This window comes from Microbacterium maritypicum (assembly GCF_008868125.1).
In the GTDB taxonomy this organism is placed as follows: domain Bacteria; phylum Actinomycetota; class Actinomycetes; order Actinomycetales; family Microbacteriaceae; genus Microbacterium; species Microbacterium maritypicum.
Genome location: NZ_WAAQ01000001.1, coordinates 1,120,024 through 1,135,576, shown reverse-complemented (window position 1 = coordinate 1,135,576; position 15,553 = coordinate 1,120,024). Strand labels below are relative to the sequence as shown.

Sequence of the window (15,553 nt, the reverse complement as noted above, 5' to 3'; positions counted from 1 at the left end):
CGTGGGAGGATGAACGAGTGTCCCCACGCTCCCTGACCGTCGACGAGAGCCTGCTGCGACGGATGGCGCGCGACGCCGCGATCTATTCGCTGACCCGCCCGTCCGCCCTCGTGATGTGGTTCGCCCTCGCCGGTGCGCTGGTGCTCAGCATCCTCAATCTCAGCGCCCCCGTGTCACCGGGGGAAGAAGCCCCGTTCGCCGCGGGCTGGATGCCCGTGATCATCGCCGGGCTCGCCGGCTTCGCCGTCTTCATGTCCATCTCGGGCGCCCGAACGGCCGTGCGGATCGCGATGCCGGTGGAGCAGGTGGTGTGGGTGGCCCTCGAGGACGACAGGCTGCAGGTGGGCAGCGGTCGCCGTCGATCCGACATCGACTACCGCACGTTCCAGAAGATGCACGTGGGCAAGGACGCCGTGCTGCTGAAGCTGCGTGACGCCGCGGTCGCCACTGCGATCCCCCGTGCCCTGCTCACGGACGACGACATCGCGACTCTCCGCTCCAAGATCTCCTAGCTCTCCCAGACCTCAGGCGACGACCTCCGAGGCTCAGGGCCGTCGACGCGACGACGCCGGGCGACCAGGCGACGGATCAGGATGACGCCGGGGACGAGCAGGACGATCAGCGGGCAGGCCACCGCGCCGAAGGCCAGGAGCGAACCGACGGCGAAATCGCTGCCTCCGTTGCGACCGAGACCGACAGACCCGCGTCCGAAGGTGTCACCGGCGACCAGGAATTCACCGTCGTAGGTGTCCAGCGCGTCGACGCAGGTCACGGTGTGGATGCCGGCCTCGACCGAGGTGAACTGCGCGCTCTGCGCGAAGCCCGGCCGGGGCGTCATCCACCACAGCGTGTCGTCCCAGGTGAGCGACGGCGCGCCCGACAGCGGCAGTCCGACGCCATCCGGGCCGACCACCGCGCACTCCATCGTGCCCAGCGCCGCCGAGATCCCGTTGCCCCAGATGCCACCCCGCTCACCGGAATCGAGCCCCACCTCCGCGGAGCGCCCGAGCGGTGACGGAGCCGCGTCATCGACGGAGGCCGCGACCGGCAGCACCCACAGGGTCCAGATCAGGACCGACACGCACGCGCACAGCGCGGCGAGCCAGAAGGCCACGGCGTCGCGATCGGCGAGCCGCCCTCGGGTCACGTGGCTTCAGGGTCGAAAGGCGGGCGATTGGTCGCGCTGAACTCCTGCGGAGCCACACGCGTGGGGGCGACGGTTCCGGCGATCGGCTCCGCGATCGTCTCGCGCGCCTGCATGGGAGTCGCGGGCTGAGGTTCCTCCATCAGCGCGTCGCGGATGATCCGGCGGGGGTCGTACTGACGAGGGTCGAGCTTGCGCCAGTCGACGTCGTCGATCTCGGGCCCCATCTCCTCGCGCACCCTCGTCTTGGTCGCGCGCAGGTACTCGCCGGCCTTGCGGACCATGCGGGAGAAGCTCTCCGCCGCCCGCGGCAGACGTTCGGGGCCGATGATCAGGACCGCGATGAGGCCGATCAGCAGCAGCTTCTCGAAAGTGAGCCCGAACGTCATCTCTACAGGCTACCGCCGCGCCTGCGGTCCCCGCACTCGCCGACCGAATACGCTGGAGAGGTTCACCGGGCAGGCAGGGAGAAACAGGCCATGAGCGAGTATGACGCGAACGCGCGTTTTCTGCGCGAGTCCATCGTGGAACCCGACGCCATCACCCGCGCCCGCGCACATGCGGTCGAGCTGGGAGCGATGCCGATCAGCGCGGCCGTCGGCTCGCAGATCGCCGTGCTCGCCGCGGCGACCAGCGCCCGTTCCATCGTCGAGATCGGCACCGGAGCCGGCGTCTCCGGACTCTGGCTGCTGCGTGGAGCGCCGCAGGCCGTGCTCACCTCGATCGACAACGAGCCGGAGCATCTCGCCGCGGCACGGCAGGCCTTCGCCGATGCGAAGATCCCGTCCACACGAGCCCGCTTCATCACGGGGCGAGCGATCGATGTGCTCCCCCGAATGAACGAGAACTCCTACGACATCGTGCTGGTGGACGCCGATCCCGAGCACGTCATCGAATACGTCGAGCACGGTCTGCGTCTCGCACGCACCGGGGGGCTCGTCCTCGTGCCCCGGGTGCTCGCAGGCGGCCGCGTCGCCGACCCCGTGCAGCGCGACGAGATCACCTCGGCCTACCGGTCCCTCGTGCAGGAGACGCAGGAGTCCTCGGCCGTCCTGGCCACGCTCTCCCCCGCCGGCGAAGGACTGCTGCAGCTGATCAGCCTCGCAGAGCGCGACTGACGCACGAACCTCGCAGGGCACAGGCACCGTTCGCACACGAAAAGGGCGGTGGATCCGAGGATCCACCGCCCTTTCGGATCCGCTGAAGCGGACCCAGGTCGATCAGGCCGGTGCCACGACGGCGGCAAGCACGTCGTGAAGCTCCTTGGCCTCGGCGTCGTTCACAGAGACGACCAGGCGGCCGCCGCCTTCGAGCGGAACGCGCACGATGATGAGTCGTCCTTCTTTCACGGCTTCCATAGGCCCGTCTCCGGTCCTCGGCTTCATCGCTGCCATCGTGGCTCCCTTTCCTCCGGTGGTATGGGATGAGTTTATCGGGTGTCACCGGGACCTGGAGGTCACGGAGCAACAATTGGCTCGAGCTTCACGATCACGGCACCTGCCAGAACGTGCTCCCGAGCGCATATACGTGGTAGATCCAGAACCATTGTCCGACCAGACATGCGGCCAGCACCCCGATGCGCCAGAGGCGTGATCGAGGCACGGCGACCGCACCCCAGAGCGGGCTGAGGGGCAAGAGCAGACGGAAGGTGCTCGACTGCGGGAAGAAGACGGCGAGCAGATACAGCAGGTAGCTCGCACTCCACAGCCGAAGATCCGCGCCGAGAGCCCGCACCTGCGGGGAGAACAGGAGCGCTGCAGACGCGCCGATGACCAGCACGGCGAGTACGAGCGGTCCCCACCACTGCGGCATCCCCCAGAGCGCGAACCAGAACTGCGACGCCTGGACCCATCCCTCGAACGGGATGAACCCCTCGACACCGCCGGTGATCCAATGCTGACGCCACGCGAGTTCGGTCGCGAGATACGCACCGGGGTCTCCCGTGACGATTCCCGCGATCGCCTGCCAGGCGAAGCCGGACGCGGTCGCGAGGGCGCCGAGAGCGAGGATGTGCGCGATCTCGCGTCCCGGGAGCGGATCCTGTGCGCGCCGGATCCAGCGCAGGACACCGTGCAGGCCCAGATAGAGGGCGAAGGCGAGGATCCCCGGGCGGGTGAAGGCCATCACCGGGATGAGGATGTACAACCAGGCGTACCTGCGCCGGATCGTCGCATCGAGGGCCAGGAACAGCAGCAGAAGGAACAGGGTCTCGGCATAGCCGACCTGGAACATCGCCGCGATCGGCCCGGCGGCGAAGAACACCACGGCCCACATCGCCGCCGAGTTCCCGAGACGCTCGCGAAGCAGACGATGAAGCGCGAGACAGGCCAGGTACCCCGCCACGAGTGACAGCAGGAGAGCCCCGGCGCCCCAGGACCCGAGCACGAACCCGATGCCCTTGGCCGCATATGCGAACACCGGCATGAACGCCCAGGGGTTCTCGACCACGTCGCCCGTGTCCGAGAGCGGCAGCTCGCTCGGATATCCGTTCTCGGCGACCAGCCAGTACCACTGCGCATCCCAGCCGAGGACGAAGTCGATGAGCCCGGCCCCCGCGCCGAAACGCGAGGACGAGGTCGACAGCGAAGCGGCGATGAGCAGGAACGCCGTCGTGACGGCCCGTGCGCCGAGGTAGATGACCGCCACACGCAGCGCGACCGGTGCCATCGCCCAGCGGCGTGCGATGCTCAGCGCGACGTGAGCCATGCGCGAAGGCCCCGCTCCACGGCGTCGATCTGCGCGAGGGGAACGCGCTCCTCATCGTGGTGGGCGAGATGCGGGTCGCCGGGGCCGTAGTTCACCGCGGGGATCCCGAGCGCGGAGAAGCGTGCGACGTCGGTCCAGCCGTACTTCGGCCGGGGCTCTGCGCCGACGGCGGCCACGAACTGCTTCGCGATCTCGGCGTCGAGGCCGGGACGCGCACCCTCGGCGGCATCCGTGATCTCGATGTCGAAGCCGGCGAGGACTCCACGCAGATGGGCCTCGGCGTCGGCCGCCGACTTGCTCGGCGCGAACCGGTAGTTGACCTCGACCTCGCACGCGTCCGGGATCACGTTGCCCGCGACTCCACCCGCGATGCGCACCGCGCTCAAGCTCTCGCGGTACAGCAGCCCCTCGACCAGCACCTCCTTGGCGCGGTACTCCGCCAGCCGGGTGAGGATGGGCGCGGCGCGGTGGATCGCGTTCTCGCCGATCCAGGCGCGTGCGCTGTGGGCGCGCACGCCGCTCGTGCGCACGAGCGCGCGGAGAGCGCCGTTGCACCCGCCCTCGACCTCGCCGTTGGACGGTTCCCCCAGGATCGCGAAGTCGGCCTCGAAGAGATCGGGGCGCACGGCGGCGAGCAATCCGAGGCCGTTCTTCGAAGCCTCGATCTCCTCGTTGTCGTACCACATCCACGTGATGTCGATCGCGGGGTCGGTCAGTTCGGCCGCGAGCTTCAGCTGCACGGCGGTGCCCGCCTTCATGTCGACGGTGCCGCGCCCCCAGAGATAGTGCACCCCGTCGATCTCGATGTCGCGGGTCGGCAGGTTCGCGTTGATCGGCACGGTGTCGATGTGACCGGCGATCGCGACGCGCTGTGCCCGGCCGCGGTCGGTGCGGGCGACGATCGTGTTCCCGTGACGGAAGACGTCGAGGTGCTCCAACGGCGTCACCGCTGCCTCGATCGCATCGGCCAAGCTCTTCTCCTCACCGGAGACGCTCGGGATATCGCAGATCGCACGGGTGAGGTCGACGGAGGACACGGTCAGATCGAGCACCATGGGTCAAGACTACTTACCCCGTCACGAGTGACGTCGCCATCCCTCGGGGGCGATAGCGTGGAGGGATGAGCGACGCACGCACTGTATGGGGTATCGGACTCACCACGATCGCCGGGGACGGCACCGTCCTCGATGCGTGGTACCCCGAGGTGCGGACAGGCGCCTCCACCTCCGACGAGGTCACCGTCGCCATCGCCGCACTCGAGCCCCTCGCCGGGCCCGACGAACGGCGGAACGTCACGCTCGAGGTCGTGCAGCTGGAGATCGACCTCGACGCCGCTCCGGCGTCGACCGCGGACGCCTACCTGCGTCTGCACGCACTCTCCCATCTGGTGGTGCGTCCCAACGAGCTGAATCTGGACGGCATCTTCGGGCACCTTCCGAACGTGGCCTGGACCAACGCCGGCCCCGTCCTTCCCGCGGATGCCGCTCGCCTGCGCCCGCACCTCCAGCGCGCCGGCATCCAGGTGCAGGGGCTCGACAAGTTCCCCCGCCTGACCGACTACGTGCAGCCTTCCGGCGTCCGCATCGCCGACGCCTCCCGTGTGCGTCTGGGCGCGTACCTCTCCCCCGGCACGACCGTCATGCACGAGGGGTTCGTCAACTTCAACGCCGGCACGCTGGGCGCGTCGATGGTCGAAGGACGCATCTCGCAGGGCGTTGTGGTCGGCGACGGCAGCGACATCGGCGGAGGCTCGTCGATCATGGGCACCCTCTCCGGCGGCGGAACGCACCGCGTGTCGATCGGAGCCCGCACGCTGCTCGGCGCGAACGCCGGCATCGGCATCTCGCTCGGTGACGACTGCGTCGTCGAGGCCGGGCTCTATGTCACGGCCGGCACCAAGATCGTCCTCGTCGACGGGCCCGTAACCGCCGATGGCGCACGCAAGAGCGTGAAGGGGGCCGAGCTCTCCGGTCACGATGGGGTGCTCTTCCGCCGGAACTCGCTCAGCGGTGCGGTGGAGGCCGTGCGTCGCGCCGGTGTGGGAGTGACGCTGAACGAGGCGCTGCACGCCTGAGAACGCAGCCCAGGGCACGCCTGCCCCGCTCCTGCAGGCGGCCGACGACCCGCGCGGAAGTCGACATGCGGCCGACGGCATGCACGCACTGGTAGACTGACGGAGTTGCGTGTACCGCCGGTCTCGTAACATCGTCGTCGTCACGGGGTCTCCGAGGACCGAAGCGAGCGGAACCGCTCCCACCACCAGCATCAGCTGGCCTTTCGAACGGCGAACCGATGCGCAATTCCTGCGCCGTCGCCCACCTCACCCCTTTATCTCGCGCCCTTCATTCGGGCGCTGACGGAGTTTCTGCATGTCTACTTTCCTTGAACTCGGCGTTCCCGCCGAGCTCGCCGCCGTTCTCGCCGATTCCGGCAAGACCGAGGCGTTCGCCATCCAGCGCGACACCCTTCCCGATTCCCTCGCCGGACGCGACCTCCTGGGTCGCGGACGCACGGGCAGCGGCAAGACCATCGCCTTCGCCCTGCCGCTCGTCGCGCGCCTCGCCGCTTCCGGCGGACAGCGCCGTGCCGGCCTTCCGCGCGGACTCGTCCTCGCCCCCACGCGTGAGCTCGCGACGCAGATCGCCGCGACCATCGCACCTCTCGCCGAGGCCGCGGGCCTGCGCGTCACGACCGTCTTCGGCGGCGTCAGCCAGCGTCCGCAGGAGCAGGCTCTGCGCGGCGGCGTCGACATCGTCGTGGCCTGCCCCGGTCGACTCGAAGACCTCATGAAGCAGCAGGTGGTTCGCCTGAGCGCGATCGAGGTCACCGTGCTCGATGAGGCCGATCACATGGCCGACCTCGGCTTCCTGCCCGGCGTCACCCGCATCCTCACCGCGACCCCGGCCGGTGGACAGCGTCTGCTGTTCAGCGCGACCCTGGACCGCGGCATCGACACCCTCGCCCGCCGCTTCCTCTCGAACGCGGTCAGCCACGAGGTCGACGAGGAGAGCGTGCCCGTCGGCGAGATGACCCACCGTGTGCTGGTCGTCGACTCCACCGACAACAAGACCGCCCTCGTGCGCGAGCTCGCCTCGGGCACCGGTCGCCGCATCCTCTTCACCCGCACCAAGCACCAGGCGAAGAAGCTCGCGAAGCAGCTCACCGCCGCGGGGATCCCCGCCGTCGACCTGCACGGCAACCTGTCGCAGAATGCGCGCGAGCGCAACCTCGGCGCCTTCTCCGCCGCTCCCGAAGACGGCGGAGTGCGCGTGCTCGTGGCGACCGACGTCGCGGCGCGCGGCGTGCACGTCGACAACGTCGACCTCGTCGTCCACGTCGACCCGCCCGTCGAGCACAAGGCGTACCTGCACCGTTCCGGCCGCACCGCGCGTGCGGGTGCCGCGGGCACCGTCGTGACCGTCGTGCTCCCCGAGCAGCGCCGCGACGTCAAGGATCTCCTGCGCAAGGCCGCCATCTCGGCTCCGCTGGAAGACGTCACCACAGCGGCCGTCACCGCGCTGGTGCCCGAGCGCGCAGCGCATGTGCGCCCGGCCCCCGTGCAGGCTCCGCAGCAGCAGCGCCAGTCCTCCAAGCAGCGCCCGGCAGGCGGCGAGAAGAGCGGAGCGGCCAACCCGCCGTCGCGTCGCCGTCGTCGTCCCCGCGCCGGTGCTTCCGGCACGGGCGCAGGTGGTGGCTACTCCACGCAGAGCGGCTCCCGTCAGGGCGGCCGCAGCTCGCAGGGTCGCTGAACACTCGAGCCGCTGACTTCAGCTCAGCACGGCGCCCTCTCCGCTCGTCGGAGGGGGCGCCGTGCCGTTTCCCCGCGACGAATGCCGGGAATCCGAATCCACCGCGTCGCTGCCAGACGACGAAAGCGCCCCCTCCGTCGTGCGGAAGGGGCGCTTTCTCGTCTGGACTCAGCGCGTCGGGAAGGAACGCTCGGGCGCTCCTGTGTACAGCTGCTGCGGGCGACCGATCTTGGTCTGCGGGTCGAGCTGCAGCTCACGCCACTGCGCGAGCCAGCCCGGCAGACGGCCGATCGCGAACAGCACCGTGAACATGCGCGTCGGGAAGCCCATGGCCTTGTAGATGACGCCGGTGTAGAAGTCGACGTTCGGGTACAGGCGACGCTCGCGGAAGTAGTCGTCGGCCAGCGCGAGCTCCTCGAGCTCCTTCGCGAGGTCGAGCAGAGGGTCGGTGACGCCCAGGGAGGAGAGCACCTCGTCGGCGGCCTCCTTGACGAGCTTGGCGCGAGGGTCGTAGTTCTTGTAGACCCGGTGGCCGAAGCCCATCAGCTTCACGCCCTCTTCCTTGTTCTTCACGCGCTCGACGAAGCGAGCGACGCTCTGACCGGAGTCGCGGATCTGACCGAGCATGGTCAGCACGGCCTCGTTGGCACCACCGTGGAGCGGGCCGGAGAGAGCCTGGATGCCGGCGGAGACCGACGCGAACTGGTTCGCGCCGGTGGAGCCCACCAGACGGACCGTGGACGTGGAGGCGTTCTGCTCGTGGTCCTCGTGCAGGATGAGGAGCAGCTCGAGAGCCTTCGACATCACCGGGTTGACCTCGTACTCCTCGCTGTGCACACCGAAGTTCAGCTTCAGGAAGTTGTCGACGAAGCTCAGCGAGTTGTCCGGGTAGAGGAACGCCTGGCCGACGCTCTTCTTGTGCGCGTAGGCCGCGATCACGGGGAGCTTGGCGAGCATGCGCACCATGTTCAGCTCGACGTGCTCCGGGTTGTGCGGGTCTGTCTGCCCCTCGTAGTAGGTCGAGAGGGCGGCGACGGCCGAGGACAGCACCGACATGGGGTGCGCCGTGTGCGGCAGGGCCGAGAAGAAGCGCTTGAGGTCTTCGTGCAGCAGCGTGTGACGACGGATCTTCTCGTCGAACTCCGCGAGCTCGGAGGCGGACGGCAGCTCGCCGTAGATGAGGAGCCAGGCGACCTCGAGGTAGCTGGTGGAGCCCGCGAGCTGCTCGATCGGATAGCCGCGATACCGCAGGATGCCCTTGTCACCGTCGATGAAGGTGATCTCGGACTTCGTGGAGGCCGTGTTCACGAAACCGTAGTCCAGGCCGGTGTATCCGGTCTGTCGGGTCAGCGTCGAGAAATCGATGCTGTCGTGCCCTGCCGTGCCGCGCAGCACCGGGAATTCGGCGGTCGTGTCGCCGATCGTCAGCTTCGCCGTCTGGTCTGCCGCTGCACTCACGCGGACCTCCTCGTTGTGTCCGCCCCCGCTCGTCGCGGTGATGTCGAACAAGATCTTGATCAAGCCTGAACTGGCGATCTCACGGCGCTCAAGCGCCAGGTCGGGTCACGACCGAATCGCCTTTACAGCCTAGTAGTCACACAGGCCTACTGTGACATCCGCCAAACAGAAGGACCCTCCGAGGAGGGAACCTACATATCGGTTGCCATATCGGTTGTGGAGAGTCGACGCGCGGCCTCGCGGACGTGCGCGGTCGGCGCGGTGAGTGCGAGCCGGACGTGCTGTGCGGAGTCGGCTCCGTAGAAGGGCCCAGGGCCTGCGAGGATGCCGAGATCAGCGAGTCGCGCCATCGACTCCCAGGCGTCGCGCCCCTCGGTCGCCCAGAGGTACAGCCCCGCCTCGGAACCCTCGATGCGGAAGCCCGCCGCCTCCAGCGCAGGACGAAGGGCATCGCGACGGGTGCGGTAGAGCTCCTTCTGCACGGCGACGTGCTCATCGTCTCCGAGAGCGACAGCCATCGCGTGCTGCACCGGTGCGGGCGGCATCAGCCCGAGGTGCTTGCGTGCCGTGAGCAGCTCTCCCACGATGCGCGCACAGCCGGCCACGAACGCCGCACGGTATCCGGCGAGGTTGGACTGCTTGCTCAGGGAGTAGACGCTGAGCAGATTCGCACGGCTTCCGCCGGTCACCCGCGGGTCGAGGATCGAGGGGATCGGCTCGGTCGCCCACTCGCCGTCCCACCCCAGCTCGGCATAGCACTCATCGCTCGCCAGGACGGCTCCGAGCTCGCGGGCGCGGCTCACGGCTGCGGCGAGCTCGTCCACGGTCCAGGTGCGGCCGTCCGGGTTGCCCGGGGTGTTGATCCAGATGAGCTTGGTGCCCTGCGGCCAGTCCTGCGGGTCATCGGCGGGCAGGGGCGTGGCCCCCACGACGCGCGCACCGACCTCGTAGGTCGGATACGCCACGCGCGGGTGCACGACGATGTCGCCGGCCCCCAGACCGAGCAGAGTGGGCAGCAGCGCGACGAGCTCTTTCGAGCCGATCGTCGGGAGCACGTTGTCGACGCGGAGGTCGGGCACTCCCCTGCGTCGGGCGTACCAGTCCACGATGGCCTCGCGCAGCGTCGGCGTGCCGACCGTCTGCGGGTAGGCATGGGCGTCCGTCGCCTCGGCCAGCGCACGCCGGATGATCTCGGGGGTCGGGTCGACGGGAGATCCGACCGACAGATCGATAAGCCCGTCCTGGTGCCTCTCGGCACGCTCACGGAACGGGACGACGGCGTCCCACGGGTAGTCGGCGAGGTCGCGGACGCTCACGAAGCGCGCCTACTCGCCCTGCGGCGGCAGAGCGGCGATGATCGGGTGGTCGAACGAGTAGACGCCGACCTTGGCGGCGCCGCCCGGGGACCCGATCTCGTCGAAGAACTCGACGTTGGCCTTGTAGTAGTCCTGCCATTCGTCGGGCAGATCGTCTTCGTAGTAGATGGCCTCGACGGGGCACACCGGCTCGCAGGCACCACAGTCGACGCACTCGTCGGGATGGATGTACAACGAGCGTTCACCCTCGTAGATGCAGTCAACGGGGCACTCGTCGATGCAGGCGCGGTCCTTGACATCGACGCACGGGAGGGCGATCACATACGTCACCCCCTCAGTCTACGACTCGCGAGCCTCGGGTTCTTGCGCGGCGGGTGCCTCCGTGCGCACGGGAAGACGTCGCACCGAGGGCCAGGCGATCACGAGCAGCACGATTCCGGCCACCAGGTAGGTCCAGATCTGCCCCGCGAACGACGCGGGCACGACGACGGAGCCTCCGGGACCCTCGCCCGAGATCAGCACCAGCATGCCGATCATCCCCAGCCCCGCTGCCACGGCGGCACCGCGGTCGTGCGTGAGCGCGCGCACGGCGATCAGGATGGCCGCGCAGGCGATCGCGGCGACGATCATGCCAACCGGGATCGGACCCCACATCACGCTGTGGCTGATCGTGCCGGCGATGCCGTAGACACCGCCCACCAGGGCGGCAGCGATCCACGACAACACTCTCGACATCCAGCTCACGCGCACCTGTCGATCCTACCGAGGAGGCCCGCACGATCCCGATCAGAACCTGGCAGGGTCAGGCCGCGACTCCGAACAGACGAAGGAGGGCGGCCACCACCGCAGCCGCCACCACGACCACGAGGAAGGACTGCCGCAGCCACAGCAGCCCGCCCGCGACCAGCAGAGCGGGCACGCGCGCATCCACGGTGATCGCCTGCCCGTCCCCCAAGGTCTGCACAGCCACGAGAGCCGCCAGGAGCGCCACCGTCAGAAGATCAGAGATGCGGGCCGTGCGCGGCGCCTCGAGCACCCGGGGCGGCACCAGGTAGCCGGCAGCCTTGAGGGCGAGGCATATCACCGCCGCGAGGAGGATGGCGCTCCAGAGAGTCATGACGTCGCCTCCGGTCCCGCGTCGGTCGTCTCGACCGATGTCGCAGGCCGCCCCATCCAGTTGAACCAGCCGACGGCGATCGCGACGACCGCGGCGACGAGCACCGGAAGTCCGGGCATCAGCATCGGGGTGAAGGCCGCGGCGACCACAGCCGCGGCGATGCCGACCACGACGGCCTGACGCTGGCGGAGTCTCGGCCACAGCAGAGCGAGGAATGCCGCAGCCGCCGCCGCATCCAGCCCCCAGGCCTTGGGGTCTCCGAGCACGTCGCCCACGAGTGCCCCGACGAGGGTGGTGATGTTCCAGCCGACGAAGATGCCGATCCCCGTCACCCAGAATCCGACCTGCCGCAGCCGCGGGTCGCTCTGCGAGATCGCCACCGCCGTCGACTCGTCGATCGTGAAGTGCGCAGCAGCCGCCTTGCGCACGGGTCCTCCCCCGACGATCGGCGACATCCGCATGCCGTAGGCGACGTTGCGCACCCCGAGAAGCGCCGCCGAGGCGATCGCCGAGGGCAGCGCGGCGACGCCGCCCGCAGTGAAGACGCCGACGAAGGCGAACTGGGATCCTCCGGTGAACATCAGCAGGCTCAGCACACACGTCTGCCAGACGTCGAGACCCGAGGCCACGGCGAGGGCGCCGAAAGAGATGCCGTAGGCACTGGTCGCGAGAACGACGCCGAGCGACTCGCGCCAGACCTCACGCTCGGCGGTCATCACACACCACTCGAACCACTGTTCGCTTCACTGAACACATGATCATAATTCTGAACACCAGCGCACGGATAGTCAAGCGAACGAACGTTTGACATGATGAACACATGGAGGAACTTCGCACACGCATCGCCCGCACCCTGCGTCGGGAGCGAGAGGCGGCGAGTCTGTCGGTGTCCGAGCTCGCTCGACGAGCCGGCATCTCCAAGGCGACGGTGTCCCAGCTCGAGAGCGGAGCAGGCAACCCCAGCGTCGAGACGCTGTGGGCGCTCGGCGTGGCGCTCGGCGTACCCTTCGCCGTGCTGGTCGATCAGCAGGCCAACGCACCGACCCTCATCCGCGCAGACGACCTCGCGGGCGTTCCGTCCTCCGCAGCCGCGTACAGCGCGACGTTGCTGTCGGCGAGCCCTCCCGGCGCCCGCCGGGACATCTACCTGATCCAGGCCGAGCCGGGTGACGCCCGCCGTTCCGACCCTCATCACCCCGGGACGATCGAGCACGTGATCATGATGACGGGACAGGCACGGATCGGCCCGGTCGACGAGCCCGTGCTGCTGGGCCCCGGCGACTACCTCACCTACGCCGGAGATGCTCCGCACATCTTCGAGGCGACGGCGCCCGGCACCAGCGCGGTGCTCATCTCCGAGCTGCGCTGAGCGTCACTCCGACCCGGCCGCCGGCGACGGGTCGGGGATCTCGTGCGGCCGATACTGCGGGAGCCGCGAAGCCGGGAGGATCGCCAGCGCGCTGATACCCGCGAGCAGGAGCAGGCCGAGCTTGAGAGTGCCGAGCCGGGACTCCTCGTTCACGGCGACGGCTGCGTCGACCTGTTCCGGCGTCGCGTCCGTGGCCTCGAGCGCGGCACGGAGATCGTCGTTGCTGACGAAGTTGAGGTTGTCCATGTCGACCTGTGCGACGAGTGACGGCGGAAGCTCGGGGTGCTCGACGACAGCGCGACCGATACTGAGCCCGAGAAGAGAGACCAGCAGCGCCCCTGCGAGCGCGGTACCGACGGCCGAGGCGAGGTTCTGCGTGGTGCCGCGCAGCGAACCCACGTCTCCGGCGAGTTCGGCGGGGGCCGCCGTCACGAGGACGTTGAACACCAGCGTCACCAGCGCGCCCTGTCCGATGCCGAAGACGATGAGCCCGGCGATCGTCGGGATGGTCTCCCAGTTGTTGTTCACGACGAACGACAACCACACCAGCGCGACCGTGGTGAGGATGAAGCCGACCACGCCGATCGTCCGCGGCGGGAAGCGCCGGTACAGCCGCACCACGAGCGTGGCCGTGACGAAGACGGTGAGGTTGAACGGCATCATCGCCATCGAGGTGTCGAACGGGGTCCTGCCCTGCACGATCTGGATGTAGAGCGGGATCGTGAAGTTCACGCACGCCTCCAGGGCGACCACGATGAACATGGCATACACGGCGGCCCGCTCACGCGACGAGCCGAGCACGCTCAGATCGATCAGGGGAACCCTCCCCTCCGACATCCGTCTCCGCGTCCACAGGAAGAAGGCCTGCCCGAGTACCAGCCCCACCACGATGAAGACGGGGGCAGGCGAGAGCCCGATGACGTTGAAGGGGGCGTCGGCCGTCGCCGCCACCGCACCCCAGGAGTTCAGGTTGTTGAACCCGAGCGTCAGCAGCACGATCGCCGCGCCGATGAGGAGTGAGGCGACGAGGTCGATGCGGATCGACGCGTCTCCGCGATCGCCGCGCAGGGTGAAGCTCAGTGCGAAGACGACGACGGCGATCCCCAGCACGATGAAGAACATCGGCCGCCAGCCGACCAGGGTCCCCAGGGTGCCGCCGATCAGGAAGGCGCTGACACCCGAGATCGCGCGCGCCGAACCGATGGCGCCGATGGCGGTCGCCTGCTGCTGGCCGCGGTAGTTCTCGGCGATGAGTGCCACGATCGACGGCACGATGATCGCTGCGGCCGCGCCGGCGACGGCCTGTCCGGCGATCGCCCACCACACCGTGGGCGCCAGGATCATCATCACCGAGGAGGCCGCGAACAGCGCGATCACGATCCGGAAGATGAGCACCCAGCCGATCCTCTGACCGAGCTTCGCGCCTGTCATCACGAGCGCGGCCACGGCGAGCCCATACATGACGATCGTCGTGCTCGCGACCGTGGGCGGGACGCCGAACTCGCTCACCATGCCGCCGAGGGAGATCGGCAGCGCGGCGACGTTGAACGACATCAGCACCTGTGCGAGGAACAGGCTGACCATCGGGAACCACGAGGTCTTGGTCTGCTCCGGCTGCGTCTGGGTCATGACTGCTCCTGCGGTGCGGGTGAGGGTGCGGTCGCGGAGGCTTCACGACGCGCCGGGGCCGAGGCGAAGAGGTTCAGCCCCAGAACACGTGACAGGTACCCGATGGCCATCTGCGAGCGGATGGAGTTCCCGGCCTCGTCCAGTCGCGGCGAGAATCCGGCAACCGCGCCCTTGCCGGGTGCGACAGCGACGATGCCGCCGGCGACACCGGACTTCGCCGGGAGCCCGATCTCGAACAGCCAGTCGCCGGATCGTTCGTACAACCCCGTCGACGCGACGACAGCGAGAGTGTCGCGGCACACCTCTTCCGAGACCACCCGCTCTCCGGTGACCGGATTCACTCCCCCGTCGGCGAGCGTCGCCCCCATCACAGCGAGATCGTGAGCCGTGACGCTCAAGGCGCACTGACGCGTGTAGACGTCGACCACCTCGTCGGGATCGCCCGACAGCCGACCATAGCTGCGCAGCAGACGACCGAGAGCGCGATTGCGGTCGTTCGTCTGCGCTTCCGATGCGTAGACCACCCCGTCGAGACTCAGCGGACGCCCGGCGAAGGCGGAGAGCCCCTCACGAACGCGCTCCCACTGCTCGACCGCGGTGGCGCCGGGCATGAGGGCGGTCGTGGCGATCGCACCGGCGTTGACCATCGGATTCATCGGATGCCCGTCGTTGAGCTCGACCGCCACGACGGAGTTGAAGGCGAGTCCGGTGTTGTTCACGCCGACGATGTCGCGCACGCGCTCATGGCCGTGCTCCTGGATCGCCAGGGCGTAGACGAACATCTTCGAGATCGACTGGATGGAGAAAGGATGCAGAGCGTCGCCGGCATCGTGCAGCCCGCCACCGACCTCGATCACCGCCAGACCGAAGAGCTCCGGATCGACCTCGGCGAGCACGGGGATGTAGTCGGCGACGGTGCCGCCGCGTTCCCCGCGATAGCGGGAGTGCGCGTCGCGCACGATCTCCTCGACGCGATCCCACCCCGGCAGGGAGCCGGTGGAGACCTCCTGCGGCACATCGCGCCACGCTGCCGGGTCGAGCACATCTCCTCCTCGGATCCGTGAC

The 15,553-nt window shown here is 68.8% G+C and carries 18 protein-coding genes; 5 read left to right on the top strand and 13 right to left on the bottom strand.

Annotated features, from left to right (window positions below):
* Positions 1–17: 17 nt before the first annotated feature.
* Entirely contained in the window at positions 18–512 is a 495-nt protein-coding gene (locus tag F6W70_RS05540; protein ID WP_151486105.1) for a YcxB family protein, read from the top strand.
* Here F6W70_RS05540 and F6W70_RS05535 read toward each other — a convergent pair.
* Positions 509–1,147, bottom strand: coding sequence for a hypothetical protein (locus F6W70_RS05535; protein WP_151486104.1), 639 nt, complete (start codon positions 1,145–1,147; stop codon positions 509–511). The genes F6W70_RS05540 and F6W70_RS05535 overlap by 4 nt on opposite strands.
* Complete coding sequence (locus tag F6W70_RS05530; RefSeq protein ID WP_055864411.1) at positions 1,144–1,533, bottom strand: twin-arginine translocase TatA/TatE family subunit; 390 nt, start codon at positions 1,531–1,533, stop codon at positions 1,144–1,146. Before F6W70_RS05530 ends, F6W70_RS05535 begins: the two co-directional genes overlap by 4 nt.
* Positions 1,534–1,623: 90 nt before the next feature.
* Here F6W70_RS05530 and F6W70_RS05525 point away from each other — a divergent pair, with 90 nt between their 5' ends.
* A complete protein-coding gene (locus F6W70_RS05525; RefSeq protein ID WP_141386658.1) occupies positions 1,624–2,262 on the top strand; it encodes an O-methyltransferase in 639 nt (212 codons plus the stop codon).
* Between the two features lie 102 nt (positions 2,263–2,364).
* Here F6W70_RS05525 and F6W70_RS05520 read toward each other — a convergent pair whose 3' ends face one another.
* From F6W70_RS05520 to dapE, 3 genes are all read right to left on the bottom strand, one after another.
* On the bottom strand, positions 2,365–2,538 hold the full coding sequence (locus tag F6W70_RS05520; RefSeq protein ID WP_017203323.1) for a DUF3117 domain-containing protein: 174 nt from the start codon (positions 2,536–2,538) through the stop codon (positions 2,365–2,367).
* Positions 2,539–2,632: 94 nt separating this feature from the next.
* Complete coding sequence (locus F6W70_RS05515; RefSeq protein ID WP_151486103.1) at positions 2,633–3,850, bottom strand: putative hexosyltransferase; 1,218 nt, start codon at positions 3,848–3,850, stop codon at positions 2,633–2,635.
* A complete protein-coding gene (gene dapE, locus F6W70_RS05510; RefSeq protein ID WP_151486102.1) occupies positions 3,832–4,905 on the bottom strand; it encodes a succinyl-diaminopimelate desuccinylase in 1,074 nt (357 codons plus the stop codon). The genes F6W70_RS05515 and dapE overlap by 19 nt, the downstream gene beginning before the upstream one ends.
* Positions 4,906–4,970: 65 nt before the next feature.
* Here dapE and dapD point away from each other — a divergent pair, with 65 nt between their 5' ends.
* Positions 4,971–5,924 (top strand): 2,3,4,5-tetrahydropyridine-2,6-dicarboxylate N-succinyltransferase, encoded by a 954-nt coding sequence (dapD, locus tag F6W70_RS05505; RefSeq protein WP_055864425.1) that lies wholly within the window; start codon positions 4,971–4,973, stop codon positions 5,922–5,924.
* Between the two features lie 295 nt (positions 5,925–6,219).
* Complete coding sequence (locus F6W70_RS05500; RefSeq protein ID WP_127482621.1) at positions 6,220–7,599, top strand: DEAD/DEAH box helicase; 1,380 nt, start codon at positions 6,220–6,222, stop codon at positions 7,597–7,599.
* Between the two features lie 168 nt (positions 7,600–7,767).
* Here F6W70_RS05500 and F6W70_RS05495 read toward each other — a convergent pair whose 3' ends face one another.
* The 6 genes from F6W70_RS05495 to F6W70_RS05470 form a co-directional block, all read right to left on the bottom strand.
* The gene (locus F6W70_RS05495; protein ID WP_055866746.1) at positions 7,768–9,057 is read right to left on the bottom strand and encodes a citrate synthase; all 1,290 of its coding nucleotides are present in this window, start codon (positions 9,055–9,057) and stop codon (positions 7,768–7,770) included.
* Between the two features lie 191 nt (positions 9,058–9,248).
* On the bottom strand, positions 9,249–10,373 hold the full coding sequence (gene dapC / locus F6W70_RS05490) for a succinyldiaminopimelate transaminase (protein WP_151486101.1): 1,125 nt from the start codon (positions 10,371–10,373) through the stop codon (positions 9,249–9,251).
* Between the two features lie 9 nt (positions 10,374–10,382).
* Positions 10,383–10,703, bottom strand: coding sequence for a ferredoxin (gene fdxA, locus F6W70_RS05485; RefSeq protein WP_055873321.1), 321 nt, complete (start codon positions 10,701–10,703; stop codon positions 10,383–10,385).
* A 9-nt stretch (positions 10,704–10,712) separates the two neighbouring features.
* A complete protein-coding gene (locus F6W70_RS05480) occupies positions 10,713–11,123 on the bottom strand; it encodes a hypothetical protein (protein ID WP_055873324.1) in 411 nt (136 codons plus the stop codon).
* A 52-nt stretch (positions 11,124–11,175) separates the two neighbouring features.
* Positions 11,176–11,490, bottom strand: a complete 315-nt coding sequence (locus F6W70_RS05475) for an AzlD domain-containing protein (RefSeq protein WP_055864439.1) — start codon at positions 11,488–11,490, stop codon at positions 11,176–11,178.
* Positions 11,487–12,206, bottom strand: coding sequence for an AzlC family ABC transporter permease (locus tag F6W70_RS05470; protein ID WP_151486100.1), 720 nt, complete (start codon positions 12,204–12,206; stop codon positions 11,487–11,489). The genes F6W70_RS05475 and F6W70_RS05470 overlap by 4 nt, the downstream gene beginning before the upstream one ends.
* A 104-nt stretch (positions 12,207–12,310) precedes the next feature.
* Between F6W70_RS05470 and F6W70_RS05465 the strand changes: the two genes are divergently transcribed.
* The gene (locus F6W70_RS05465; RefSeq protein WP_127482623.1) at positions 12,311–12,859 is read left to right on the top strand and encodes a helix-turn-helix domain-containing protein; all 549 of its coding nucleotides are present in this window, start codon (positions 12,311–12,313) and stop codon (positions 12,857–12,859) included.
* Between the two features lie 3 nt (positions 12,860–12,862).
* Here the strand turns inward: F6W70_RS05465 and F6W70_RS05460 are convergent, their stop codons facing one another.
* Positions 12,863–14,488 (bottom strand): MFS transporter, encoded by a 1,626-nt coding sequence (locus F6W70_RS05460; RefSeq protein WP_055864448.1) that lies wholly within the window; start codon positions 14,486–14,488, stop codon positions 12,863–12,865.
* Complete coding sequence (gene glsA, locus F6W70_RS05455; RefSeq protein WP_055873336.1) at positions 14,485–15,531, bottom strand: glutaminase A; 1,047 nt, start codon at positions 15,529–15,531, stop codon at positions 14,485–14,487. Before glsA ends, F6W70_RS05460 begins: the two co-directional genes overlap by 4 nt.
* Positions 15,532–15,553: the final 22 nt, after the last annotated feature.

Excerpts from the sequence above, each read along its gene's own strand:
- F6W70_RS05465 (WP_127482623.1), top strand. The coding sequence starts at position 12,311 with ATGGAGGAACTTCGCACACGCATCGCCCGCACCCTGCGTCGGGAGCGA.
- F6W70_RS05515 (WP_151486103.1), bottom strand. The coding sequence starts at position 3,850 with ATGGCTCACGTCGCGCTGAGCATCGCACGCCGCTGGGCGATGGCACCG.
- dapD (WP_055864425.1), top strand. The coding sequence starts at position 4,971 with ATGAGCGACGCACGCACTGTATGGGGTATCGGACTCACCACGATCGCC.
- F6W70_RS05525 (WP_141386658.1), top strand. The coding sequence starts at position 1,624 with ATGAGCGAGTATGACGCGAACGCGCGTTTTCTGCGCGAGTCCATCGTG.
- F6W70_RS05500 (WP_127482621.1), top strand. The coding sequence starts at position 6,220 with ATGTCTACTTTCCTTGAACTCGGCGTTCCCGCCGAGCTCGCCGCCGTT.
- F6W70_RS05470 (WP_151486100.1), bottom strand. The coding sequence starts at position 12,206 with ATGACCGCCGAGCGTGAGGTCTGGCGCGAGTCGCTCGGCGTCGTTCTC.
- F6W70_RS05520 (WP_017203323.1), bottom strand. The coding sequence starts at position 2,538 with ATGGCAGCGATGAAGCCGAGGACCGGAGACGGGCCTATGGAAGCCGTG.
- dapE (WP_151486102.1), bottom strand. The coding sequence starts at position 4,905 with ATGGTGCTCGATCTGACCGTGTCCTCCGTCGACCTCACCCGTGCGATC.
- F6W70_RS05530 (WP_055864411.1), bottom strand. The coding sequence starts at position 1,533 with ATGACGTTCGGGCTCACTTTCGAGAAGCTGCTGCTGATCGGCCTCATC.
- F6W70_RS05460 (WP_055864448.1), bottom strand. The coding sequence starts at position 14,488 with ATGACCCAGACGCAGCCGGAGCAGACCAAGACCTCGTGGTTCCCGATG.
- F6W70_RS05475 (WP_055864439.1), bottom strand. The coding sequence starts at position 11,490 with ATGACTCTCTGGAGCGCCATCCTCCTCGCGGCGGTGATATGCCTCGCC.